The sequence below is a fragment of the Brucella sp. BE17 genome (assembly GCF_039545455.1).
GTDB lineage: Bacteria > Pseudomonadota > Alphaproteobacteria > Rhizobiales > Rhizobiaceae > Brucella.
Map to the genome: position 1 here is coordinate 463338 of NZ_CP154467.1, position 24216 is coordinate 487553.

The window sequence follows — 24216 nt, forward strand, 5'->3', positions numbered from 1 at the left end:
TAAAAGAAAACCCCGATCATAAACCGGGGTTTTTGTGTGGTTTAAAACAGTTCAGGCCTGCGGCAGCAAAGCAGAAAGCTCAGGATGAAGTTCCTGAAAGCGCTTCATCCAGCGCTTGAGTTTCGGACGACCGCGCTCCCATTTGCCATCGAAGCGAAGTGTGAGATAGCCAAGCACGGCTGCAACGGCGATGTGGCCGCCATGCAGTTTTCCTGCAAGCCGGGGTGGGGCTTCGTTGAGCAAATCGAGTGTGCGTTCCGCCTTGCGCCATTGCAGATCAAGCCACGGCTGATGGATTTTTTCTTCCGGACGCATGCGACGCTCATAGACATGGGCAAGCAACACATCCGCAAGACCATCGGCAACGGCTTCATAGCGTTCAGCATCGGTGCGCTTTTCAGCATTGCGCGGGAAGAGTTTGTTGCCTGAAACGCGATTGAGATATTGCATAATGGCACGGCTGTCGAAAACCGCTTTGCCGTCATCACTCAGCAAGGTTGGAATCTTGCCGAGCGGATTGGCGTGGATCAGAATTTCTGGTTCGTCACCCGTGTTTACAACCACGCTTTCGAAAGGGATACCCGCATGGTGTGCTGCCATGCGCACCTTGGCACTGTACGGGGAGGCAGGCGAATAGAGTATCTGCATCATCTCGGTCCTATCGGTTTGAGGGCAGCGCGACTGAACGGCTGCGGCAAGAACTTTTCTCGACTTGGCTGCAGGAGCGGTAGTGCAAATCCTTGGTCATGCAGATGCGCACTTCCTGAAGGTAATTGCGCTGGCAGGTGATGGCGATGCCATCGGGCTTGAGGCCCGGATTGGCAGCAATGAACGCCTTTTCGACAAGCATCGGGTCTACCCGGCGGTTGGTCGTCACATTGCGCAGACTTGGCGGAATTGTGATCGCTTTATAAGCACCGCGCAGTGTCGAAAAATAATCATTTTGTGAAAGCCCGGAACAGCTTCCGTGCTTGCGCCACTGATGCGCGATTAATCCCGTGGACGGCATGATGTCTGAGAGGCTCGAAATGATTGGACGGGGCACATATCCACCACGGCTGCGTCCGCCGTCCAGACGGCAATTGGACGGGTAGCCCCACTCATTTTGTGGCCAGAGCCCATGCACGATAAAGCCAAACGGGCGGTTTGTAGCGCATTGCTGGCGATTGGCGCGTGGGCCTTGCATCGCGCAATAGCTCGGCGACCACGATAGTGACAGAACGTAAAAATCGAAGTCACCGGGATCGTTGCGGTCATTAGCCCATGCTGGTGCTGCAAACAGCATCAGCATGCATGACAACAGGGCGTGTGGGATCGCCGACAAAAAGCCTTTCACCTTCCAGCTCAGCGCAGAACCCGGCAGTGTGGGGCGTCGTAGACATACCAACGGTCAAAACCTTCGACGCAGGATTCAACATTGCGCCCGACGCCCGCAAAGCCCTGACCTTCTTCGACCAGATACCAGACCGAGCGATACTGGCCGTCGCTCATGAAAGCGGTTGCCTTGCAATACGTACGCTCGATCTCGGCGGGATTGGTTTTGGGTTCATAGCGGTTGAGACGCACATCGCTCATGGCGGTGATGCCTACCCGCGGCAGTTCCGGTACATGGCGCACCTGATAGCCGAAGTCCGAGACAACGCTGCGCAATACGCTTTGCTGGCTGCACACTGTATTATCCGTCACTACAGGCGCATTGGTGAGGTAATCGGCAGCATTTGCAGGCAACGTGGAAAAGCCACAGGAAAGGACTGCGGTTGCCACAAGGGCGTTGCGCGAAAACTGTGCAATGCGGTTTCGTGTGCCCGAATGTGTCTGCATTATTCTATCCTGTCCCGAATTTCCGGCGCTGACGCCTTGCTCATGTCTCGTGATAGCCGAAGCCGATCTTGGGTGCAGTTTCTTTCAGCCTGCAAAAATCGTCAAGTGCGATCCGTCTCGCCGCGTATCCACCGCACAGTGAAATTTGCTCCCTTATCTTCTGCAAGAAGCTTGGTAAGGCAGGGAAGCAATGTTTGCATCTCACTTTCCAGTGTATAGGGGGGATTGACGACGATCATTCCGGTGCCATCAAGGCGTGTTTCTGAGGATGGCGCACGAATCGCAACCTCGATCTGCATGATTTTTGCGATCCCCGTTTCGTAAAGCTGGTTTGAAAAGCGCTCTGTTTGGCGACGGTCCTTCACCGGGTACCACAAGGCATAGGTGCCACCGGAAAAGCGCTTATGCGCCTTGATAAGGCCGTCGACCAGACGATCAAATTCGCCTTCTTTTTCGAAGGGGGGGTCGACAAGAACCAGGCCGCGTTTTTCCTTTGGCGGCAAATGCGCGCCAAGCGCCAGCCAGCCATCGAGTTCGATCACCCGAACCTGATAATCGCCCTCAAAACGCTTGGCTAAAGTGGCGGCGTCTTTGGGGTGGAGTTCCAGCGCCGAAAGACGGTCCTGTTTGCGTAAAAGATGCCGCACGACAAAGGGCGAGCCGGGATAATGACGTAGTGTATCCTGATCATTCACTGCACGCACTGCGTCGAGATAGGGGGCGAGAAGGTCAAGAACCTCGGCTTCGATACGGCCTTGGCTGGCTGCCTCAGTAATCCGTTCAATGCCGCCTGTCCATTCGCCCGTCTTTCCCGCTTCAACACCTTTCAGGTTGTAAAGCCCGATGCCGGCATGGGTATCGATAACGCGAAATGCCTGCTCCTTGCGCTTCAGATAGTCGACAATACGGGAAAGGATGACGTGCTTGACGACATCCGCAAAATTTCCAGCGTGATATGCGTGACGATAATTCATGTCCGCGCTTGTTTCATGTCATGTCGCTTTGGGCAATATACCCTTGGGTATAATTATGGCATAGAAACCTTGTCCCTTGCGGTCGTTCCCATCCGAATCGAGTCTGCCATGTCCGGTAGTGTCTTGCTGATAGTGCTTTGTGGCGCATTTTTTCATGCCAGCTGGAACGCTATCGTCAAGGGAAGCGGCGACAAGTTTTTCGGTGCTGCAAGTGTTACGGCGGCTGCCGGATTGATCGCGCTCATAGTGGTGCCGTTCTTGCCCTGGCCAAGTGCTGCAAGCTGGAATTACATCCTGATGTCCACGATCACCCAGATTTTTTATATGTCTCTGGTGGCCGCAGCTTATAAATCCGGTGATATGAGCGAGGCCTATCCAATCATGCGCGGTACGCCGCCTTTGTTGGTGGCGCTGGTCAGTGCACCACTTATAGGCGAGGTCATGGGCTGGTGTAGCTGGCTCGGTATTGCGCTGATATGTGCTGGCGTTCTGGCAATGGCGCTGGACGCGCGTCGGCGCAATCAGGGTGCATCCAGCCGCACCACTCTGCTTGCGCTCACCAATGCCGGTTTCATTGCCACCTATACCATCATCGATGGCTTGGGCGTACGTATGTCCGGCAATACCCTGTCCTACACGCTGTGGCTTTTTGTAATCAATGCTGTGCCGCTCACCAGTTGGGCGCTTTACCGCGACCCGGACCGCTACATCCATTATATACGCAATCGCTGGCGTTCGGCGCTAATTGGAGGGGGTGGTACGCTTGCATCTTACGGTTTGGCGCTATGGGCGATGACAATGGCACCAATTGCCGTCGTCGCAGCTCTGCGTGAGACGGCGATCCTGTTTGGCGTACTCATTTCGGCGCTGGTGCTGAAAGAAAAAGTGGGTGTGCCGCGCTTTGCGGCGGCCGCTATGATCGTACTCGGTGCGGTCGCACTCAGACTTGCATAAACAATTCGCCGCAGATCAGGCCGCAGAAATTCGTTTCTGTGCAGGCCCGCTTGCGATAAGAAAGACATATGACGCAGCAAACGCTTTCCAATATCAGGACCGGCCATTCCGCCTGTCCACATGATTGCCCCTCCACCTGTGCGCTCGATATCGAACTGCTGGATGAGCGCACGATTGGCCGGGTGCGTGGCGCAAAGGACAACAGCTATACTGCAGGCGTCATCTGCGCCAAGGTGGCGCGTTATGCTGAACGCGTACATCATCCCGACCGGCTCAAACATCCGCTCGTGCGTGTGGGCGCAAAAGGCGAGGGGGGATGGAAACAGGCCTCGTGGGAGACGGCACTCGATCTGGTCGCTGAACGGTTTATCAAAGCCGAAGAGGCACATGGCAGCGAAAGCGTGTGGCCCTATTATTATGCAGGCACGATGGGGCTGGTGCAGCGCGACTCCATCAACCGGCTGCGCTTTGCCAAGCGCTATTCCAACCAGTTCGACAGTTTTTGCACCAATATGGCATGGACCGGCTATTTTGCCGGAACCGGCAGCCTGACCGGGCCAGACCCGCGCGAGATGGCAAAATCGGATTGCGTGGTGATCTGGGGGACGAATGCCGCCGCAACGCAGGTCAATGTCATGACCCATGCCGTGCGCGCCCGAAAGCAGCGCGGTGCGAAGATTGTCGTCATCGACGTTTATGCTAATGCCACAGTGCGCCAGGCCGATATGGGCATTGTGCTCAAACCCGGCACCGATGGCGCTTTTGCCTGTGCGGTCATGCATGTGCTGTTTCGTGACGGTTTTGCGGATTGGGATTATCTCGATCGCTATACCGATGATCCAAAGGGGCTGGAGGCTCATTTGGCGAACCGCACGCCCGAATGGGCAGCGAGCATTACCGGGCTTTCGGTCGCGGAAATCGAGGCTTTTGCGTATTTGATCGGCAAGACAAAGCGCACGTTTTTCCGGCTTGGCTATGGTTTTACCCGCCAGCGCAACGGTGCGGTCAGCATGCATGCCGCGGCCTCCATTGCTTGCGTGACCGGGGCCTTTCAATATGAGGGTGGAGGCGCGTTTCACTCCAATTCTGGCATTTTCAAGATGGATAAGCGCGAGATTGAAGGCCGGTCGATGCAGGATGAGAACATCCGCTTTCTTGACCAGTCGAAGATCGGGCGCGTTCTCACCGGCGATGCGGAAGCACTTTATGGCGGCCCGCCTGTGACGGCGATGCTGATCCAGAACACCAATCCAATGAATGTGACACCGGAACAACGCCTTGTTCGGCAAGGCTTTGCGCGTGAGGACCTTTTTTGTGTCGTGCACGAACAGTTCATGACCGATACGGCCAAAATGGCCGATGTAGTCCTGCCCGCCACAACTTTTCTGGAACACGACGATATTTATCGCGGCGGCGGGCAGCAACATGTGGTTCTGGGGCCACAATTGATCGAGGCTTATGGCGAAGCGCGGCCAAATATCTTTGTCATCAACGAACTGGCCGATCGCCTCGGTATCGGGCATCTGCCCGGTTTCCATGTCGATGAACGCACATTGATCGACAATATGAATGCCAACAGTAATCTGCCGGGCTTCGAGGCCTTACAGGAAAAGCGCTTCGTTGATATTCAGCCGTCTTTTGATAAAGCGCATTATCTCGACGGGTTCAACTGGCCGGACAAGAAATTCCGTTTCCGTCCCGACTGGACCGGCAGTCCTTCGCCGAACCAGCCGCCCAAAGTCATGGGTCTGCAAGGGCCGTTCCAATCCATTCCGGAGTTTCCCGATCATTGGGATGTAATCGAGAGCGCCGATGACGCGCATCCGTTTCGGCTTGCAACGTCTCCGGCGCATAATTTCCTCAATTCGACCTTTGCTGAGACGGCTGGGTCACTTGCCAAGGAAATCCGCCCGGAACTGCTTATTCATCCTGACGATGCGGCGGAACTGGGGATTGAAAACGGCGAGCGCATAGAGATAGGCAACACACGCGGCGAACTGGTGTTACATGCAGTCCTGCGCGCCGGGCAAAAGCGCGGCGTGGTGATTTCCGAAGGGATTTTTCCCAATTCGTCTTTTGAGCGCGGCGAGGGTATCAATACGCTGGTCGGTGCGGAACCGGCCGCCCCTTACGGAGGGCTGGCGGTCCATGATACCAAAATCTGGATTAGAAAAATCGCTCAATAGAGCAATGATCTGATTTAGTCAGATCAGGCTCTATCTCTTTGATTTGAAAGGCGAATATTATCCAAAAACCGTTTCACACGTTTTTGGATGTGCTCTAAAAAAACGCGCCGGATTGCTCCGGCGCGGTTTTAAATCAAGAAGCTGAAAATCAGCCTTCGTAGTTGAGCTTCAGCTTGGAAACGCCAACGGCTGCATTGAGGCCACGCTGGCCCTGTACCGAAATCGGCTGAAGCGAAATCGTTTTCCAAGAACCACCGGTCAGCACATTAGTGCCCACGCCGACGCCGATGGCTGCATTGGCAGATGCACCGACATAACGGCCCTTGAGTGCGCCTTCAGGGCGAACGGTTGGCGCCCATACGGCCCATGCAATCTTGCCGCCATTGATGAAGCCAATATCAATGCCGATCTTGGTGATGCGGCCGGTGTAACGCTCGGCCGGACCGCGACCACGCGACGGGTTGAAGACGCAATCGACTTCCTGCTGGCTGCCGATGATGACGCCGATTGCCGGCGAAATTTCACAAGTCAGCATGCCCACTTCCGAGCGCGGCTGTGTGCGACCCGAGCCGGGAGTTGCTGTGTAGTCGGCCGCGATTGCTGGAGCGGTGACAGCAATACCCGAAACGAGGGTCATCGCCGAAAGGAAGGACGTTGAAAAACGGAGAGACATCACTTTGTCCTCTTCTATGAATGCGTGTTGAAAGAGTCGTTGTTTCGACTCAGTAACGGTGAATGCCCAAGGCGGGTTCCGTTACGAGCTTCAATTAGGGCTTTTTGCGGAATATTAAAGTTTTGTTAATAAAAAAATGGGGACGTGACGAAATTGTCGCGTCGTATGGTTAAGCGCTGAGGATCATGGCTTCCGGCAGGGGCATTTTTCATTGTCGGCAAAACGGCGTAGCGCCAGTGGATAGAGTTTATGCTCAGCCTTCAATACACGTGCTGCCAGCGTTTCTGCCGTATCACCCGTGCGGACAGGAACGGCTGCCTGTGCCAGAATAGGCCCTTCATCCATGCCTTCGGTGACCAGATGCACGGTGCAGCCTGCAAGCTTCATGCCGGCATCGAGAGCGCGCTGATGCGTATGAAGGCCCGCAAAGAGCGGCAGAAGCGATGGGTGAATATTAAGAATGCGGCCCGCATAAGGGGCGATGAAGCGCCCCGACAACAGCCGCATATAGCCTGCAAGACAGAGAATATCGGGTTTCAGATCGGCAAGGGCTTCAAGGATCGCATCTTCATGCGCGTCTTTTGAGGCAAAATCTTTGCGCACAAAAACTGCGGTCGGAATATTCAAGGCTTTTGCCTTCAAAAGTCCGCCTGCATCGGCTTTATCAGAAAAAACCGCGACGATTTCAGCCGGGTAATCTGGTGCTGTCGCGGCGCTTATCAGTGTCTCCATATTGGAGCCGCCGCCCGAAATGAAAATGACGACGCGTTTGCGGCTCATAATGCCAGATTGCCCTTGTAGACTACGCCGTCTTGCTGGCGTTCGATCATACGGCCCAGCGTCACAACCTTTTCGCCTTCGGCTTCCAGCGCTTCAATTACTTCATCGGCCTTATCAGGTGTCACGACTGCGATCATGCCGATGCCGCAATTAAAGGTTCGAAGCATTTCCTGCTCTGCCACGCGACCAGTTTTTGCAAGCCATGAGAAGACTGCAGGTACGGAGATGGCATCAAGATTGATTTCCGCAGCTAGTCCCTCCGGCAGGACCCGCGGAATATTGTCGGGAAAGCCACCGCCGGTAATATGCGCAAGCGCCTTGATGCCGTCAGATGCTCGAATGGCCGCGAGCAAAGGCTTCACATAGATGCGCGTTGGCGTGAGCAGGGCTTCACCGAGCGTTTTACCGGATGCAAAGGGAGCATCGGATTGCCAGCCTAAGCCCGAAACTTCCACAATGCGGCGCACCAGTGAAAAGCCGTTGGAATGCACACCGGACGAAGCAAGGCCTAAAATAATATCGCCTTCGCTGACATCTCCACGCGGAAGCAAACGGTCGCGTTCAGCAGCACCCACGGCAAAGCCCGCGAGATCATAGTCGCCATCGCGATACATGCCGGGCATTTCCGCCGTCTCGCCGCCGATCAGCGCGCAGCCTGCCTGACGGCAGCCTTCGGCAATGCCGGAAACGATATCAACGCCCTGATCGGGCGAGAGTTTTCCGGTTGCATAATAGTCGAGAAAGAACAGCGGTTCCGCGCCCTGCACGACGAGATCATTGACGCACATGGCAACCAGATCGATGCCGACCGTGTCGTGCCTGTCGGCATCGATGGCGATTTTGAGCTTGGTGCCGACGCCGTCATTGGCGGCAACCAGAACCGGATCGCTGAAACCTGCGGCTTTCAGATCGAACAAGCCGCCGAAGCCACCGATTTCGCCATCCGCACCCGGACGGCGTGTGGAGCGCACCAAGGGCTTGATCTTTTCGACCATCAGGTTTCCGGCATCGATATCGACACCGGCCTGCGCATAGGTCAGGCCGTTCTTGCCTTCGGGGTTCTTGTCCATGCTCATGGCCTGCTCCTGCAACTGGATGCTGATCCGCGTTTGCGTTATAAAGGGAAGGATGTGCGGGCAATGCCACGAGACGGGGTTCGCCGCAAGGTCGACACGCACGAAAATCGCAGTTCTATGTGCCTTTCTGCCAAATTTTCAAATCTATGGGCTATGTTTGGCTTTAATAGCAATCCTTGGCAATTTTTGCAGACGCGTTTAATCTCGGCAACAACAACTATGTGCCAGGCAGGGCGATTCTCGATTGCCTGCCCGGTCATGCTTTAAAGCGCCAAGTCTGTTTACAAAAGAATGGAACCTTATGGTCAGAAAATCGCCATCAACGCCTTCGGCCAAGACGCCGGTGTCTTCGACAAAAACTGAGTCTACGACAAAAACGAAAGTTGTGCCGCAAGCGGAAGCCAAGGGAAGTGATGGCGATATTCATGTTAATGTTGCCGTGGGAGGCGGGCTGACCGGATCCACCGTCCGAAAGCAGGCCTTGTTCTGGATGGCAACTGCCGCAGTTTTTGCGCTGTTTCTGGTAATGTTCAGCTCGGTTCTACTGCCGTTCGTTGCAGGCATGGCGCTCGCCTATTTCCTCGATCCCGTTGCCGACTGGCTGGAACGCCTCGGCTTGTCGCGGCTCTCGGCAACCATTGTAATCCTATTGGTGTTTCTGCTGTTGCTCATCATGGCGCTGATGGTCATCGTGCCGGTACTGGCTACGCAGTTGACCGAGTTCATTTCAAAACTGCCCGGCTATATCACGCAGTTGCAATCGCTTCTTGCCAATGAAAATTCGCAATGGCTCAAGCGCTATATCGGCATGGACAGCTCCACCATTCGCGACAATCTCAGTTCTCTGGTGCAGCAAGGCACCGGATTCCTCACGACTTTGCTGCAATCCCTTTGGAATTCAGGGAAATCACTGATCGATATTGCGGGGCTTTTCGTCGTGACGCCGGTGGTGGCCTTCTACATGTTACTCGACTGGGATCGCATGGTTGCAAAAATCGATTCCTGGGTGCCGCGTTCGCAGCTTTATACCGTGCGTAAGATCGCGCGCGAAATGGATGCGGCGGTTGCGGGTTTCATTCGCGGGCAGGGTACGCTCTGTCTCGTGCTTGGTACTTATTATGCCATCGGTCTGACTTTGACCGGACTCAATTTCGGCCTGCTGATCGGCTTTTTCGCAGGCCTCATCTCGTTCATTCCCTATATCGGCTCCTTTGTCGGTCTGGCGCTGGCCATCGGCGTGGCACTGGTGCAGTTCTGGCCCGACTGGATCATGATCGGTGCGGTGGCGGCGGTATTTTTCACCGGCCAGTTTCTGGAAGGCAATATTCTCCAACCCAAACTGGTGGGGTCGTCTGTCGGCCTGCATCCGGTCTGGCTGATGTTCGCGCTGTTCGCTTTTGCTTCGTTGTTCGGCTTCACCGGCATGCTTGTTGCTGTGCCCGCCGCTGCCGCCGTGGGGGTGCTTGTGCGTTTTGCTCTGAACAGCTATCTGCAATCCCCCATGTATGATCACGCCCATGAAAGCACAGCGCCCTCGGGTCCGCTGATCGAGGCGGGTGAAAATGCAAGCCCGGGAAAAAATGCAGGTAAGGAGATATGACAGCGAGCCGCCGCAAGACAAGTCAATCAGGAGGCCGCGATGCATGATGCGCCGCGCCAGATTCCGCTGAACCTTGAGCATCAGCCGGGCTATCAGCGTGAAGACCTGATCGTGACGACGAGCAATCGTGCTGCGGTCGATCTGGTCGACCGCTGGCCGAACTGGTTGTCGCCGGTTACGGTTCTCGCCGGGCCGACAGGAGCGGGAAAGACGCATCTTGCGGAAATCTGGCGTGCTGGTACAGATGCGCTGCTGGTCGATCCTGAGCATATTACAGTGACGCATATCAATGCTGCTGCCGAGAGGCCCGTGTTGATCGAGGCGATAGGCGCTTCATCTTTCGACGAAACCGGACTTTTTCATCTTATCAACAGCGTTCGTCAGAATGCAGCCCTTGGTCCGGGACCGTCGCTTTTAATGACGTCTCATCTGCTGCCTGCCAACTGGAATGTGAAGCTGCCCGATCTCGCTTCAAGGCTCAAGGCAGCAACAGTGGTAGAGATTGCAGCACCTGACGATATGTTGTTGTCGGGTGTCATGCACAAGCTTTTTTCCGACCGGCAGGTCAGCGTGGAGCCGCATGTTGTGAGCTATCTGGTCAGCCGGATCGAGCGTTCATTGCGCTCGGCGATTGATATTGTCGATCGACTGGATCGTGCGGCATTGGAACAGAAAACCCGCATCACGCGCGCGTTGGCCGCGCAGGTTCTCGCGGCGAATGACGCCAAGGATGAGGAATGATCGTCGCTGTTACCGGGGCAGGCGGCTTTGTCGGCAGCGCGGTTTTGCAGGCGCTGGGGCAGGCGGACCATGCGGCTCTGCCCTTGTCGCGCCATGATCTATCACAAGCCAATTTATCCGGCGTCGAAGCAGTCATTCATTGCGCGGCACTGGCGCACCGAACCGGGGCAGAACGCCCTGATCCAAAAGCCTTTGATGCGATCAACCATCGGTTGGCGGTGGAGCTCGCCCATCGGGCAAGACACGCGGGTGTAAAGCGTTTTGTCTTTGTCTCCACCATTTACACAATCGCTGGCAACCCACAGCCGCTTGAACCTGACATGCCGCTCATGCCCAAAGAAGGCGACGCCTATGCGAGCGCCAAGGCGCTAGCCGAAGCCGAACTTCTTGCAATGCAGGGCATCGAGATCGTTATTGCACGTCCGGTCCTGATTTATGGGCCCGGAGCGCGCGCCAATCTCAACGCCCTGATGCGGCTTTGTCATAGCGCCCTGCCGTTGCCATTCGGTGCTGCGGACAATGCACGCAGTTATGTTTCCTTGCAGAATGTGGCGCGGGCACTTGTTTTTCTGGCCAAAGCGCCAACTGAAAAAGTCGCGGGCCGTGTATTCCATCTGGCCGAACCTCAGCCGCGTTCGATGCGAGAACTCGTGAGAAAGGCGCGTGCTGCCATGGGACGTCCGGCGCGAATAATACCCGTGCCAAAATGGCTGATGAGATTGGCTCTTGTTTCAATAGGCAGGCAAGGGCTTTACGATCAGCTTTTTGGCGATCTTGTCGCCGACGGCTCGGCCATGACCAAAGCCGGGTTCGATTATCTGCCCGGTGACAAGCAGATCGACGCCATGGCGAGGGACGCAATGAGAAATTAATGTCCGACGGCTTTGGGTGGTTTAATGTGCGTCTGGGTAGATGTTCTTTTTACAACTTGCGGTTTTTTGACAACCGATCCGGTCACCAGAGAGGCGCTGTCCGGTTTGCTTTTGCCGCCGATAAGCTGATCCTCGTGCACCCAGCCGATCATATTGGTCTTTGGGACGATAACGCGATGCCAGCGCCCGGTCTTGCCATAGGAGCGCATCTCTCGCCCCTTTTCGACCGTGCCGATGCCGGGTGATTTGTCCCATGCATTTTTGTGAATGGTGAGCCGTGCTTTGGCGTGAACCACTGAGGGTGAATGGGCGGCGGTGTTGACACCGCGTGGCGGTAAGGACGGTTGCTGTGCGGTGCTCCGACGAGCCGTCGAAAGAGGCGGTTCTACCGGGTCTATTGCGGCCTTCTGGACAGGTTTTTGTATAACCGGTTTAACAGGTGCCGAAGGCCGCGGCACAGGGGCTGTGACGGCGACGTCCTGTTTGGACTGTACTTTCGGCGGCGTCACGCGTTCCGTGACGGCTGGCCTACTTTCGGTGCGTTTTGGTGTGGATGGTGCCGCTTTTGATGGAATGCGATCAAAAAGGGCTGTGATGGCCACTTGCGGGCTTTTGTGCTGCGATGTTGCCCACAGGCTGAAAGCGCCAAGGCCTAAAATTGCGGCCAGCGTCAAAACCGGCGCAGACGAACCCGATCCGCTTTTGCGTCTTGTGGAGCGCTTGGGCGTGCGAGATGTCTTTTTGCGTGGCGCCATGTCCTTGATCCCCATCCGAATCGCGATGGGAAGACGCTAACAAGTCTTCCTTCGCATTTCGTTACCGGATGAGAATTAGACTGAACGCGTCAGGCCGCCATCAACGCGCAGGTTCTGTCCCGTAATATAGGAGGCACCGTCTGAGGCCAGAAAGCTGATCGTCGCAGCGATTTCTTCCGATTTTCCATAACGCCCAAGCGGCACGCTATCACGGCGCTCATCCGTCTTGGGCAGACTGTCGATCCAGCCCGGAAGAACATTGTTCATGCGGATATTGTCGGGCGCATAAGTGTCGGCAAACAGCTTGGTGAAGGAGGCAAGCCCGGCGCGAAACACAGCCGAAGTCGGAAACATGGAACTTGGCTCGAAAGTCCATGCGGAGGATATATTGATGATGACGCCAGACTTCTGCTTCTGCATTGTGGGCACCACAAGGCGGGCAGGGCGCACGACATTGAGAAAATAGGTTTCCATGCCGTTATGCCAGTCTTCGTCACTGATATCGAGGATCGGCGCGCGCGGACCATGACCGGCGCTGTTGACCAGCACATCAATACGTCCCCATTTCTCAAAAGTGAGATCGACAAGTTTTTTGAGATCGTCATTGGACTGGTTCAAGCCGGTGACGCCGATGCCGCCAAGCTCTTTGCCCAGCGCTTCACCTTTGCCGGATGAGGAAAGGATCGCAACACAAAACCCGTCTTCTGCCAGGCGCTTTGCAGACGCCGCCCCCATTCCGCTGCCGCCTGCCGTTATGATCGCTACTTTTTGTGTCGTCATGGGGCCTCCTGCTATCCTTCAGTCTTTGCTGGTACGATTTCTATGAGACATGGTTAAAAAGCGCCCCATGACAAGGGCCAGCAGACGCGGCGAGTTAATTTGACCTATAAGGCTTCAATATCCTTGAGCCAGAAGCTGTTTTTGCAAGGTCAAGCTCAGGCCTTTTTCAGAAACTCGGTTCTTAAAACAAGACCCTTTACCTGCTTGGTGCTGCAATCCACTTCATCAGGATTGCCCGTCAGACGGATGCCCTTTACCAATGTACCACGTTTCAACGTGGTTGATGTTCCTTTGACCTTGAGGTCCTTGATAAGAGTGACGGAATCGCCATCGTTTAATTGCGTTCCGTTGCTGTCGCGGACGATCTCGTCTGACATGATTGCTCCTGTAAAGTTTGATGAGTTGAAATCGCCTCTACCACCGATTCCCATGTTATACCAGAACGCGAAATCGCACTGGTTTCCTATGGTGTAACTGGTTATGATCAGAGATCCGTACGTTGGAGCGCCAGCATTTCATGACCGGACATGCCCTTATTGTCGTCGATATCCAGAATGATTTCTGTCCCGGAGGAGCGTTGGCCGTCGAGAATGGCGACCAAATCCTGCCCACAGTCAACCGGTTGATCGAGGAAAGCGAGCATGTCGTCCTCACACAAGACTGGCATCCGCCGCATCATTCAAGCTTTGCCTCAAGCCATCCCGGGAAAAGTCCTTTTGATGCCGTGGAAATGGCTTATGGGCCGCAAACATTATGGCCGGATCATTGCGTGCAAGGCAGTCACGGCGCGGATTTTCACGCCTCCCTGCAATGGACACGGGCGCAGATGGTGGTCCGCAAGGGGGTTCGTTCCGGCATCGATAGCTATTCGGCATTTTTCGAGAATGACCGGACAACCCCGACCGGACTGGCAGGATATCTGCGTGAATGCAATATCAGCTCACTGACGCTGGTCGGGCTGGCCACGGATTTCTGTGTTGCTTATTCCGCGCTTGATGCGGTTGCTCACGGTTTTCAGGTGCGTGTGCGGCTCGATGCCTGCCGCGGCATCGATCTTAACAATTCCATGGGCATGATGCTGGGGCAAATGAAACAAGCGGGCGTCGAACTATTAGAAGAATGACTTGCAAACTAGACCCTTTAACATCCAAAAACCGCTCCTGATAATTCGGGTTAGGGAGCTCATATAAAATTCTTATTATTGAGACTCTAGCCGACGCGACCCTTTTTGTTTCCAGTAAACGCTATCCATTGCAGCATCCTCCAGTCAGCTGGAAACAGTGATCGGTTGCTAATCTGTTGATTTTGTTGGCGATCCCGGCAGGATTCGAACCTGCGACCATCGGCTTAGAAGGCCGGTGCTCTATCCAACTGAGCTACGGGACCTCGCCTTTGAGAAAGTCGAAGAAAAATCAGCCAATCAGCAAGAATTGACCGCAGCCTTAACGTGTCGGCTAAGCGAAGACAAGCGCTCAATGTGTCCAGGGCACTGAACGATCGAAGCGGAAATTATCTGAATAGGAAACCTGACGGCGCTTCTGTTCATGCGGCTCGAACAGCCGATAAGGAATTGTGTTGCGCGTCGCATAAGCAACAGCCTCTTCCTTACCGTCGAAAAATAGACGAATCTGGCTTCTCATATCGCCTGACGAGGTATACCCCATCAAGGGCTCGACCTTACGCGGGCTTTCCGGTTCAAATTCGAGAATCCATTGATCGGTCTTGGCCTTGCCAGACTGCATGGCTGTCTTAGCTGGACGATAAATGCGTGCAACCATTTGAAAAACCTTGAACTAATTCACTTTCTCGCCCTCAGCAGGACGAAGCGTTATATAAGGCAATAGTTGAGGCGTTGCCCCATGTCAACGCGACAAAGATACTTGTTTGCAGCTTGCAAAGCTGAGCATCATCTGGATGAGCATAGTCAGATGAAAATGAAAGGAGTTATTTGGGGTTACAATGTGATTGGCCGATCGATACAGCTAGCGGCGGAGAAATCGCAATGCTTGCTTGCTTGAGGCTGCTTTCCTTCAGATGGCGCGTCAGCGCAGGCGAACCAGCGGGCAATGTCATCGGGCCCCGAAAACGATCCAGACCTATTTCCCTATAGAGCGAAAGCTAAGCAGTTTCCACTGGTGTCTTATGTCTGTATTAGATGTTGTCTCGAGCATTGTGGGTTAAATATATGCGTCTTCAGTCCCCATGGGCACCCCGTCTATCGGAAAATGGCAATAATCCTGCAAATCGTCTTGTCGAGGCTCTGTCAGAAGACATTCTTTCAGGACAATTGGTTGGGGGCGACAGACTGCCTGCCCATCGCGATCTGGCCTGGAAACTGAACCTTGGAGTAGGAACGGTTACAAAAGCCTATGCGATGCTTGAACGACGCGGCCTTGCGCGTAGCGTAAAGGGCAGCGGTACATTCGTGGCGGTTTTTGAGTCTCGCAAGGGGCCTGCCATTGATTTTTCTGTAAACCGCTTGCCTGTTATGCTCAGTGACAGGCTGTTGGCTGGCACACTTTCGACGATCTCCAGAAAAATTGATTCCGCGCATGTCAATCTTTACCCACCCCCTGCCGGTCATGATGAGCATCGGCGCTTATTGGCACGGTGGCTCGAAAGTCTTGGCATTCAAGCGGCACCAAAACGGATTATATTAACCGGAAGTGGGCAGCAGGCACTTTGGCTCGCTTTCGATATTCTATGCGGCGGCAGAGGTCTGATTATCACAGAACGGCTTAGCTATTCGGGAGCTATAGCACTTGCCCGCTACCGTGGTCATCCGATGCGAAGCGTCGATATTGATGCAGAAGGCTTGGTGCCGGATGATCTTGATCGGGTTCTCACCGAGGAGGAAAACAGCGGGCGCCGTCGGCTCGTCTATCTTACGCCTACACTGCACAACCCCACGACAATTTCTATGGGGGAAGCGCGCAGAAAAGAAATAGTTGATGTCTGCCGCAGACGAAACGTCCCAATCGTCGAGGATGGCGTCTATACGTTGGGGGCCAGTCCGGACAATCCACCGCTCATTGCCCTGGCAGCTGATCGCGTCTTTCATGTTACCAGCCTGTCCAAATCACTTAGTCCGGGGTTGCGGCTGGGCGTTCTGGTGTTGCCATCGGGCTGGGTAGAGCGCGCGGAAGAAGCATTGCGCGCATTGCCACTATCCTCTTCGCCGGTGGATTATGCGCTTCTTGAAGAGTGGTCAACCAGTGGCGTGATGGAAACAGTGAGAGACACATTGCGGGCCGAAGCGCGTAAAAGGGCAAAACTTGCCCGATCATTCTTTGATAACAGCATTATCATGACCAACGACAATGCTTTTCATGCGTGGCTCCCGATGCCTCATTGGGAAGCTGAAGCGTTTGAGACAGCGGCGGCAGCGCTCGGTGTTGTTGTTACACAGCCGGACGCTGTGCGTGCTGATCGCAACGATGAAGCGACGGGCATCCGGCTGTGCCTGGGCGGGCCTGGCATGGAAGACCTTGCCGCGGGGCTTACATTGCTCTCGCGGTTGAAGATAAGTGACCCTTCTTGAACTCTCAAGATTGTGATTGAGTTCTAGGAAATTATCATGGCCTGTCGATGATTGTTCTTCTCGAACAAAAATTGCGTTACCAGCGGAAGCTGGACGACACCATAACCTCTCTGCCATCTCCGTAAAGACACTTTGAAAATTCGCAAACAGCGTATTCTTTGTTGAAGAGATTGCTCGCATTCAATGACAGGCTGATGTTCTTGCTCACTTCATAACGGACCATGGCATCAACAAGCGTATAGCCCGGAATTGATTTATCTATGCCCGATGCGCGGGTCGTGCCGGTGTATCGGATGCCACCTCCAACAGTCAGCCCGTCGATGCCGAGCTGAGCCGCATCATAAGTCATCCAGAGTGCCGCTTGATGATAGGGCGTGTTTTCACTGCGCTGACCAAGTTGCAAAAGGTCTTCACTTTTGGTGATCCGTGCGTCCGTATAGCCATATGATCCCACCATCGTGAGGTAATTGGTAAGCTCGGCTTTGGCCTCAAGCTCAAATCCGCGCGCACGCCGTTGACCGATCTGTGTGAGTTCATCTGCAAGCGTACGAGTGACGATATTGTTCTGATCAAGCTGATAGACGGCTGCGCTGAACAGCATATTGGTGCCGGTTGGCTGATAACGAATGCCGGCTTCAATCTGTTCTCCCGTCATAGGTGAGAAATTCATGTCTTCGACATATTCAGACACCGAGATCGGGAAGAAGGATTGCGCATAACTGATATAGGGAGCCAGTCCATTCTCAGCTTCGTAAACCAGCCCAGCGCGCCATGTTGTCTTTTCAGAACTGCGGCTGATCGACTGGTTGTTCGCGTGATAGCCGAAATCCTGATTAGCCCAGTCGTGTCTTACGCCAAGCAGTACGTTCCAGCGTTCATCAAAGGTGATTTTATCTTGCAGATAAATACCATGCTGTACGGTTTTTGTTTTCGCACCACGGTTACGAGCAGGGTCACGATTAACTGTGAAGCTCCCACCATAGACGGGATTGTTCAGGTCGATTGATGGAGCAGCTGCGCGAAAATTATCTGAATCATATGTTGTGTCGTAAAAGTCATAACCGACGAGCAATGAATGTGAGAGCGGACCTGTATCCACATCGAATGCAACATTCATATCATGTGTGAAGCCCTTCGCACGATCATGACGGTCGCTGTATTGGCGAGCCAGTATGCCTGTCTGTGCGACCTGACTAACGGCAGCGGCGCTCGTCTGTGCCATCATATAACGCCAGTCCAGGTCGGATTTGTAATAGCGTGATTTTGCTGAGAACTGAACATCATTGTCGAAACGATGGGTAAATTCGTACCCCAGCGCACCCATATTAGTTTTCATCCGATCATAGCCCGGCTCGCCAATAAAGGTGTCGCGACCAAGGATGAAGGGGCCATTACCAATGCCTTCCACAATCTCGTATGGTAAGGCAGCGGGGAAGCGTGTGCTGGTCTTCTGGTAGAACCCAAGCACGGTCAGCGATGTGTCTTCATCTGGCTTCCATTCCAAAGCCGGGGCGATATAGATGCGGTCATTGTTCATGTAATCGACGTTGGTGTCGCTTTCGCGACCAAGAAAAGTCAAACGATATGACAATGTGTCGGTTATGGCATCGCTGAAATCTGCAGTAACTTGTTTACGGTTATGAAGCCCGGCTTGAACCGAGACTTCACGCAGAGGCTCGGCTGTCGGGCGTTTGCTGACGCCGTTCACAAAGCCGCCCGGCGAAAGCTGGCCATAAAGAACAGAAGCCGCACCGCGTACAACATCTACGCGTTCAAGACCAAATGGCTCCTGCGTACCATCATAAGAGTTGTTCTGCAGCCTCATTCCGTCGCGCAGCATCCCACCGGTACCCGATTCGACGTCGAAGCCACGAATTCTGAACCGGTCGGCGACGCGCGAGAATGGGCCGGGCTGTGCCGTGAAACTTGGTGTATAAGCAAGTACGTCAGCCAGGGTTTGCGCTTCACGATCTTTGATTTCGGTCGCTGAAACCACCGACACTGACTGCGGTGTGAGCACGATAGGCGTATCGGTTTTCGTGCCGCTGCTGCTGACCTTGGCTACATAGCCTTTAACGGGTTCTGTTGAGCCAGCATTGTCCTGAACAACAATCGTTTGCAGCTGAATTCCTGTATTTGCTTCCTGTGCCGAGAGATTGCTGACGGAGACCGCCATCATCGCGCAGGCAAGCGGAATGCTATAGGGCAACGATGAAATATAGGGCAGGCTGCCGATATTCGATTTCAGATAGTTTACCGGCATAGCGATTCCCCAATTTCAATGCATGATTAGCAGAAAGCCGGTAGAGCCTTCGCATAAACATGACAAATACAATCAACAAAGATAAGCTCTGGCTAGCATGTGATTCACTTTGAATAAATCAAGAAAGTGTCACAACACACTTATTGCAGCGCGTTCGATGCCGCGCCGATGTTATGACGCGATTGGAAGAGCCTGATGAGAGCGGCTTCTCACAATTGGACGAGGAAATGCTGGCTATGCTCGAAATAAAGGGAGTGAATGTTCATCGTGGTGCCCAGCACATTCTTCATGACATTGACCTGAAAATTCTTCCTGGCCGTTTTACGGCTTTGATCGGGCCGAACGGTTCGGGTAAATCAACTCTTCTGGGCAGCATGGCAAGCACCATTGCAATCGAAAGCGGCCATATAGAACTCGGTTCCAAGAAGCTTTCTGCCTATTCTAGACGTGAATTGGCGAGACAAATGGCGTTTCTGCCGCAACATGTACACACGCCAGCTGGTATGAATGTCCGCGAATTACTGGTGCAGGGCCGTTTTCCCTGGAGAAGCTGGTTGGGCGGCTGGTCAACGCAAGATGAGGATGCCGTCATGCGTGCTGTTGCGCTGTGCGGGATCGAGCAGCTTACCGATAGATCGTTGCAAAGTCTTTCAGGCGGCCAGCTGCAACGCGCATGGATTGCAATGACACTGGTTCAGGACACCCCGGTTATTCTGCTCGACGAACCAACGACATTTCTCGACGTTGCAAACCAGTTAAGCCTTCTCGATCTGCTTTCGGTCTTGCGCGATGCGGGGCGGACAGTGGTCGCGATACTTCATGATCTCAATCAGGCGGCACGCTATGCAGATCACCTTGTCATGCTGAAAGATGGCCGTGTGCTTGCAGAGGGAGACACGCAGAATGTCTTCAATGTGTCCAATATTGATGACGTGTTTTCAGTTCGATCGAGAATGCTGGATGATCCCGAGACGGGTGTTGCCATGTGCATTGCCTCTTCAATGGCGTAATGGGTGCATCCTTGTCCGTATATTGGCGTGTTTTCCAGTTTTTCGTTATTTTTTTGCTGCTTATTGTGGCTGTCATCCTACATCTGAAACTTGGTGCGCGTGAACTTGACTGGGACGTCGTTTGGCAGGCGTTTGTCGCCTATGTTCCAGCCGATCCTTTGCATAATATCGTAATTGAAATGCGCATGCCCCGATTGATCGGCGCTGTGATTGTGGGCGCAGCCCTTGGTCTTGCAGGCGCATTGATGCAGGCAGTCAGCGAAAACCCGCTTGCAGATCCGGGGCTGATGGGTGTCAACAGCGGTGCTTCGTTCTTCGTAGTGATCGGCTTGCTGGTGCTTCCGGGCAATACGCTTGCTATGATACCACTTCTCGCCTTTATGGGGGCAATTGTTGCCGCAGGCTTCGTTCTTCTTAACAGTGGAACCGATCCCAACCCGGTTCGCCTCGTTTTATCAGGCGTGATGGTTGCAGCCCTGTTCAGTGCCTTGACATCAATGGTGCTTTTGCTCGATCAGCAGGGACTTGAGACCCTCAGGCGCTGGCTCGTCGGCTCGCTTGCTTTTGACAGTTCGCAAGCGCGTTGGCAGACATTCCCATTTATTATACTGGCGGGATGCATCGCCATTGCGAATATCCCTGCGCTTAACCTTCACCGATTGGGAGCGCAATCAGCGGAGCTGATGGGATTGAATGTGTTGCGGATGCGTGTTTCATCGCTTCTGGCGATTGTGTTTCTGGCCGGATCTTCAGTTGCAATTGCTGGTCCAATTGGCTTTGTCGGTCTTATCGCCCCGCATATTGGGCGGATTTTGTTCGGTAACGACTACCGGTTCCTCGTACCCGCAGCACCTCTGATTGGTGCGCTGCTTATCGTCATCAGTGATATCGTATCCCGCACAGCTGTACGTCCACTGGAGATCAATACGGGTATTGTAACCGCTATTGTGGGGGGCCCAATTTTCATTGCTCTTGTTCTAGGGCGAGTGAAATGAGCATAGGTCAAACCCATTTCACCAACCAAAGCCACAACCGTTTCTCCCATGGTCGGATAATCCTGCTTGCTGCAACTGTCTTTCTTGCTGTGGCAGTGTTAGCGGCGATAACTCTGGGAAGCTATCCGGTTACACCCAGCCAGATTGTTCGGGCTTTTATAGCTCCTGAGAGCACGAATAGTATTCTGCGCAGCATTGTGTTCGACACCCGTCTTCCGCGGATATTACTCGCGATTTCTTCGGGCATGGCCATGGCTCTTGCCGGTGTGGTTTTGCAAATGCTGACACGCAATTCACTGGCTGCACCCGGCTTGGTCGGTGTTGAGGCAGGAGCGGGTATAACGGTGCTTGCGGCGTTCATTCTCTGGCCTTCAGTCCTTGCTGTGGAGCTTTATCCGCTCGCTGCTTTGCTTGGCGGATTGTTGGTGGCACTGTTCGTTATTGGTCTTTCATGGAACAAAGGTGTTTCGCCCTTGCGCCTTATTCTGGTCGGGGTTGGTGTAACAGCCATTCTCAGCGCAGTTGCAGACCTGATGATTACCTATGGCCGTATCGACCATGTGGAATCTGCTTTACTCTGGCTTTCGGGTAGCCTGCACAGGGCGGGATGGGAGAATGTGCGCGGTCAGTTTTTGTGGCTGCTTTTATCTGGCGTTCCGGTGGTGCTGCTCTTCCGCCAATTTGATCTGTTTCAGCTTGGCAATGCTGTCGCAGGAAGTCGCGGTCTGAATGTCGCCCGTTTCCAGATCATATCGCTTTTGCTCAGTGTGATGCTAACGGCTTCTGCTGTAGCCAATGTGGGTACGATGAGTTTCATTGGTCTTTTGGCGCCTCATGCGGCAAGGCTTCTTGCAGGTGAAAGACACAGCCTGCTATTACCGCTCGCTGCCCTGATCGGCGCTTGCATCGTGCTTGTAAGCGATACGATAGGCAGGACTGTTTTTGCTCCGCTTCAGATACCTGCCGGCCTTGTGGTGGCGGTGATCGGTGCGCCGTATCTTCTTTATTTGCTGTCGCGCAAAGGACCTTCCAGATGACCCGTATAGCGTCAGCTCTGCTTATTGTTATGTGCACTTTCGGATTTTCCGTTTCCTCTCAAGCAGCAGAAAAAAGATCATTTTCTAACAGATTTGGATCAGTAGAGGTGCCGGTTAACCCACGCTGTGTGGTGTCTTTGCACGACTTCAGCCTGACAACACAGTTGCTTGAATTAGGTGTTGTTCCCTGTGGCTCATCTGGCCGCAAGCGTTTGTTTTCCGATACAATTTATAGAGGCGCATCACAGAGATACGATACGTCGGCAATTCAGTATATCGGAACGCATCAGGCCCCGGATATCGAAACGATTGCAGCATTGAAACCCGATCTGATCGTGGGACTTTCTTATCACAAAGCACTGCGCGACAAGCTTGCAGCCATCGCGCCCGTTGTGCTGTTGCCGTTACGCGAAGAGGGCATACTCTCCTATGCGGAAGAATTGGCTGATCTCGTTGGCAAACGCCACCGCTATGATGAGATGCGTCGCGAGTATCATGATATAGTCAGCGAATTCGGGAAACGCGTCAAAAACCCTGCTTCAATTACCGTCACACCGATTGAGATCTATCGCGATGGCTTCCGTATTATCGGGCGTGGTGGCGTGGAGCAGGTGATAGAAGATTTTGGCCTTGGTCACGTTCCCGCTTATGAGAATAGCTCACAAGATATTCCCTATAGCCTGGAACGCCTTTCTGACTTTGACAGCGACATCATTATCGACACCTATGAAGAGATGCTGGATGAGGAAGCTGAGACGCGAGCATTTCGCTCAACTGTTCAGTGGCGTAATCTGTTTGCGGTGCGCAATCGACAGTTTTTGTACTTCAATCGCAGCCGCTATGGTGAGACGATGGAAGGTCTGATCGGTTCTGCAACTTTGCTTCTATCGCATATTGGTGAGCGGGAAATCATTCGACACAGCTCGCAATAGGTGGGCTTTTAAGTCAACGGCGTAACTGAAACTGCGCTCCAACGACCAACCTGATCGGTCTGGCCATCTGGCTTCAGGGTGTTGCAACGTGTGTTTACGTCGAAATGATCTAACCTCAGCCGAATGAGCAGCCGTTGAGATTCAGTAGAAGCAATAATCTCCACATCTCGTTCGCTAACCTCATCGGATTTTTGGCCAAGAGTGATTTTTTCCTGAACTCCAATGTTGTTCCAGAACGAAAGGGCCGCGTACTCAGCAACTTGCTCGATAGCATCTAGTTCTGGGTTCCCCCTGTAGGCAGGAAGGAATGGAATACCCTTGTTAAGACAAGACAGGAAATCAGGCACGTCTTGCGGTTCTAGACGGCCGTATCTCGCACGTTGTGGTAAAACAAGAAGTGATGCAGCGAAACGACAACCACCGATATGCGTTGACTGGAGAACGCGAAAGGCCTCCGGATCCGCATGATCGTGTAGCGCCTTCCACGTGGCAAAGCCATAACGTGCGCAGCAGGGATCCTGCTTTCCATCTGTGCAGCACAGAATTGTTATGCGCTCATCGCGCTCTCCGCAGAGTTTCTCTCCTGCCGCCAGCATAAGCAGCTGGTCAGTCAAAATTTCGGTCGTGGCCGTACGCAGCATAACGGTTTCGCATGACAGAGCAATTTCATCCCCTTCCACGAGCGCTACATGTATACCAGCCTGATTGGCAGTCATGATTGCCTCAGACAGCTCTTCAGGCATACCGAAAGCGCTCGTCCTCGGCACACGCCAATGGCGTCGCGGCCAATGGAGGAGCGCGTAACGTGGGGCTGTCCCACCAGCTCCGGGCATAGGTTCACCCCGCTCCAGACAGATGTCGCGACAGAATTTATGAGAACTCATATTTGGTCAAGTCTTTACTGATGCTGATGCACGACCCACTGTGAAGCCTTAAATTAGGCGATTATTGAGCATTATAGGCTTTTATAAGGAATACGTGCAACGTGCTCCAAACGTTAGCTCATGGCGAATGTAAAAGCTTGAACGGCAATCTGAAAATGTCATCACCCTCACGCTCAGAATGGATAGAATGATTGTAGAAATGTAGGGACCTTTGAGGGGGCGTTGTTGTTGAATTTCGATGAAAGGGCAATTGAAATCTTAACGTTTCGACGGAAGGTTCCGCACAAGGTGCGGGTTGATCTGTATGCTGAGCGCTACGGTAACATTTCGCAGAAGCACTGC

At 53.7% G+C, this 24216-nt stretch carries 24 protein-coding genes and 1 tRNA gene; 11 read left to right on the forward strand and 14 right to left on the reverse strand.

Features of this window, described 5'->3' with window-relative positions; all coding sequences use genetic code 11:
• Positions 1 to 51: 51 nt before the first annotated feature.
• The 4 genes from AAIB41_RS02230 to AAIB41_RS02245 all read right to left on the reverse strand — a co-directional run bounded on the left by AAIB41_RS02230 (position 52) and on the right by AAIB41_RS02245 (position 2795).
• A complete protein-coding gene (locus AAIB41_RS02230) occupies positions 52 to 651 on the reverse strand; it encodes a glutathione S-transferase (protein ID WP_343313986.1) in 600 nt (199 codons plus the stop codon).
• A gap of 7 nt (positions 652 to 658) precedes the next feature.
• Entirely contained in the window at positions 659 to 1291 is a 633-nt protein-coding gene (locus tag AAIB41_RS02235) for a ribonuclease T (RefSeq protein ID WP_343314787.1), read from the reverse strand.
• A 53-nt stretch (positions 1292 to 1344) separates the two neighbouring features.
• Positions 1345 to 1821, reverse strand: coding sequence for a phage portal protein (locus AAIB41_RS02240; RefSeq protein ID WP_343313987.1), 477 nt, complete (start codon positions 1819 to 1821; stop codon positions 1345 to 1347).
• A gap of 101 nt (positions 1822 to 1922) precedes the next feature.
• Entirely contained in the window at positions 1923 to 2795 is an 873-nt protein-coding gene (locus tag AAIB41_RS02245) for a 23S rRNA (adenine(2030)-N(6))-methyltransferase RlmJ (RefSeq protein ID WP_343313988.1), read from the reverse strand.
• A gap of 108 nt (positions 2796 to 2903) precedes the next feature.
• Between AAIB41_RS02245 and AAIB41_RS02250 the strand changes: the two genes are divergently transcribed.
• The gene (locus tag AAIB41_RS02250; RefSeq protein ID WP_343313989.1) at positions 2904 to 3749 is read left to right on the forward strand and encodes a DMT family transporter; all 846 of its coding nucleotides are present in this window, start codon (positions 2904 to 2906) and stop codon (positions 3747 to 3749) included.
• A gap of 68 nt (positions 3750 to 3817) precedes the next feature.
• Positions 3818 to 5935 (forward strand): molybdopterin oxidoreductase family protein, encoded by a 2118-nt coding sequence (locus tag AAIB41_RS02255; RefSeq protein WP_343313990.1) that lies wholly within the window; start codon positions 3818 to 3820, stop codon positions 5933 to 5935.
• A gap of 148 nt (positions 5936 to 6083) precedes the next feature.
• Here the strand turns inward: AAIB41_RS02255 and AAIB41_RS02260 are convergent, their stop codons facing one another.
• The 3 genes from AAIB41_RS02260 to purM form a co-directional block, all read right to left on the reverse strand.
• Complete coding sequence (locus AAIB41_RS02260) at positions 6084 to 6608, reverse strand: DUF992 domain-containing protein (RefSeq protein WP_343313991.1); 525 nt, start codon at positions 6606 to 6608, stop codon at positions 6084 to 6086.
• Positions 6609 to 6791: 183 nt separating this feature from the next.
• Positions 6792 to 7388 carry a phosphoribosylglycinamide formyltransferase gene (purN, locus tag AAIB41_RS02265; protein WP_343313992.1) on the reverse strand — a complete coding sequence of 199 codons (597 nt, stop codon included), beginning with the start codon at positions 7386 to 7388 and terminating at the stop codon, positions 6792 to 6794.
• Positions 7385 to 8464 (reverse strand): phosphoribosylformylglycinamidine cyclo-ligase, encoded by a 1080-nt coding sequence (purM, locus tag AAIB41_RS02270; RefSeq protein ID WP_343313993.1) that lies wholly within the window; start codon positions 8462 to 8464, stop codon positions 7385 to 7387. The genes purN and purM overlap by 4 nt, the downstream gene beginning before the upstream one ends.
• Positions 8465 to 8954: 490 nt before the next feature.
• On the opposite strand from purM, the gene AAIB41_RS02275 reads away from it, so the two are divergent.
• The 3 genes from AAIB41_RS02275 to AAIB41_RS02285 are packed head-to-tail and all read left to right on the forward strand — an operon-like array spanning position 8955 to position 11677.
• Positions 8955 to 10064 carry an AI-2E family transporter gene (locus tag AAIB41_RS02275; protein WP_343314788.1) on the forward strand — a complete coding sequence of 370 codons (1110 nt, stop codon included), beginning with the start codon at positions 8955 to 8957 and terminating at the stop codon, positions 10062 to 10064.
• A gap of 39 nt (positions 10065 to 10103) precedes the next feature.
• Positions 10104 to 10805, forward strand: a complete 702-nt coding sequence (gene hdaA, locus AAIB41_RS02280) for a DnaA regulatory inactivator HdaA (RefSeq protein ID WP_343313994.1) — start codon at positions 10104 to 10106, stop codon at positions 10803 to 10805.
• Positions 10802 to 11677: an NAD-dependent epimerase/dehydratase family protein gene (locus AAIB41_RS02285; protein ID WP_343313995.1), complete on the forward strand. Its 876-nt coding sequence runs from the start codon at positions 10802 to 10804 to the stop codon at positions 11675 to 11677. Before hdaA ends, AAIB41_RS02285 begins: the two co-directional genes overlap by 4 nt.
• Here the strand turns inward: AAIB41_RS02285 and AAIB41_RS02290 are convergent.
• The 3 genes from AAIB41_RS02290 to AAIB41_RS02300 form a co-directional block, all read right to left on the reverse strand.
• Positions 11674 to 12432: a hypothetical protein gene (locus AAIB41_RS02290; protein ID WP_343313996.1), complete on the reverse strand. Its 759-nt coding sequence runs from the start codon at positions 12430 to 12432 to the stop codon at positions 11674 to 11676. The genes AAIB41_RS02285 and AAIB41_RS02290 overlap by 4 nt on opposite strands.
• 75 nt (positions 12433 to 12507) lie before the next feature.
• The gene (locus tag AAIB41_RS02295; RefSeq protein WP_343313997.1) at positions 12508 to 13212 is read right to left on the reverse strand and encodes an SDR family oxidoreductase; all 705 of its coding nucleotides are present in this window, start codon (positions 13210 to 13212) and stop codon (positions 12508 to 12510) included.
• A 155-nt stretch (positions 13213 to 13367) separates the two neighbouring features.
• A complete protein-coding gene (locus tag AAIB41_RS02300) occupies positions 13368 to 13589 on the reverse strand; it encodes an alkylphosphonate utilization protein (RefSeq protein ID WP_343313998.1) in 222 nt (73 codons plus the stop codon).
• A 140-nt stretch (positions 13590 to 13729) separates the two neighbouring features.
• On the opposite strand from AAIB41_RS02300, the gene pncA reads away from it, so the two are divergent.
• Positions 13730 to 14335, forward strand: a complete 606-nt coding sequence (gene pncA / locus AAIB41_RS02305) for a bifunctional nicotinamidase/pyrazinamidase (protein WP_343313999.1) — start codon at positions 13730 to 13732, stop codon at positions 14333 to 14335.
• A gap of 186 nt (positions 14336 to 14521) precedes the next feature.
• Here pncA and AAIB41_RS02310 read toward each other — a convergent pair.
• Positions 14522 to 14598, reverse strand: a tRNA-Arg gene (locus AAIB41_RS02310).
• An 86-nt stretch (positions 14599 to 14684) separates the two neighbouring features.
• Positions 14685 to 14990, reverse strand: a complete 306-nt coding sequence (locus AAIB41_RS02315) for an ETC complex I subunit (RefSeq protein ID WP_343314000.1) — start codon at positions 14988 to 14990, stop codon at positions 14685 to 14687.
• A 407-nt stretch (positions 14991 to 15397) separates the two neighbouring features.
• Here AAIB41_RS02315 and AAIB41_RS02320 point away from each other — a divergent pair, with 407 nt between their 5' ends.
• On the forward strand, positions 15398 to 16753 hold the full coding sequence (locus AAIB41_RS02320) for a PLP-dependent aminotransferase family protein (RefSeq protein ID WP_343314001.1): 1356 nt from the start codon (positions 15398 to 15400) through the stop codon (positions 16751 to 16753).
• A gap of 76 nt (positions 16754 to 16829) precedes the next feature.
• On the opposite strand, the gene AAIB41_RS02325 is transcribed toward AAIB41_RS02320, so the two are convergent.
• Positions 16830 to 18932, reverse strand: coding sequence for a TonB-dependent siderophore receptor (locus AAIB41_RS02325; RefSeq protein WP_343314002.1), 2103 nt, complete (start codon positions 18930 to 18932; stop codon positions 16830 to 16832).
• A gap of 257 nt (positions 18933 to 19189) precedes the next feature.
• On the opposite strand from AAIB41_RS02325, the gene AAIB41_RS02330 reads away from it, so the two are divergent.
• The 4 genes from AAIB41_RS02330 to AAIB41_RS02345 are packed head-to-tail and all read left to right on the forward strand — an operon-like array spanning position 19190 to position 22990.
• The gene (locus AAIB41_RS02330; protein ID WP_343314003.1) at positions 19190 to 20026 is read left to right on the forward strand and encodes an ABC transporter ATP-binding protein; all 837 of its coding nucleotides are present in this window, start codon (positions 19190 to 19192) and stop codon (positions 20024 to 20026) included.
• 11 nt (positions 20027 to 20037) lie between these two features.
• Complete coding sequence (locus AAIB41_RS02335; RefSeq protein ID WP_343314004.1) at positions 20038 to 21021, forward strand: iron ABC transporter permease; 984 nt, start codon at positions 20038 to 20040, stop codon at positions 21019 to 21021.
• Positions 21018 to 22058, forward strand: a complete 1041-nt coding sequence (locus AAIB41_RS02340) for an iron ABC transporter permease (RefSeq protein WP_343314005.1) — start codon at positions 21018 to 21020, stop codon at positions 22056 to 22058. Before AAIB41_RS02335 ends, AAIB41_RS02340 begins: the two co-directional genes overlap by 4 nt.
• Positions 22055 to 22990 carry an ABC transporter substrate-binding protein gene (locus AAIB41_RS02345; protein ID WP_343314006.1) on the forward strand — a complete coding sequence of 312 codons (936 nt, stop codon included), beginning with the start codon at positions 22055 to 22057 and terminating at the stop codon, positions 22988 to 22990. Before AAIB41_RS02340 ends, AAIB41_RS02345 begins: the two co-directional genes overlap by 4 nt.
• A gap of 8 nt (positions 22991 to 22998) precedes the next feature.
• Here AAIB41_RS02345 and AAIB41_RS02350 read toward each other — a convergent pair whose 3' ends face one another.
• On the reverse strand, positions 22999 to 23733 hold the full coding sequence (locus tag AAIB41_RS02350) for a sucrase ferredoxin (protein ID WP_343314007.1): 735 nt from the start codon (positions 23731 to 23733) through the stop codon (positions 22999 to 23001).
• Positions 23734 to 24216: the final 483 nt, after the last annotated feature.